General features: G+C 58.3%; 1 protein-coding gene. It reads right to left on the bottom strand.

Annotated elements, in window-relative coordinates; all coding sequences use genetic code 11:
* Positions 1–64: 64 nt before the first annotated feature.
* A partial coding sequence (locus tag RVY79_RS19440) for a DUF3562 domain-containing protein (protein WP_317466213.1) occupies positions 65–276 on the bottom strand: 212 nt, incomplete at its 5' end.

Here is a 276-nt window from a genome sequence, read left to right as displayed (position 1 = left end):
GTCGACGTGGTCTGGTCCGAATAGCCCGAAGCTCGCGCGGCTTAGGAGGGACTTTCCGACCAGCTCAGAATTCGCTATGAAACGGGCCACTGGCGCCGGCGGTGCTCCTCAGTTTCGATAGCGTTTTTTTGGCAGCGAGAAGGACCACATACGTCTCCACCGTTGCCCCTGCAGCCAAGGCTCGCAGAGTCTCGCGAAAAACAGGTGCAACGACATCGGGTGGAAGCCCTAGCCTATCGGCGATATCGAGCACGTAAGCATAGTGCTCCTCTCGAA

The organism is Chromohalobacter sp. HP20-39 (assembly GCF_033052815.1).
Classification (GTDB): domain Bacteria; phylum Pseudomonadota; class Gammaproteobacteria; order Pseudomonadales; family Halomonadaceae; genus Chromohalobacter.
This window is presented reverse-complemented; position numbering and strand designations above follow the sequence as displayed.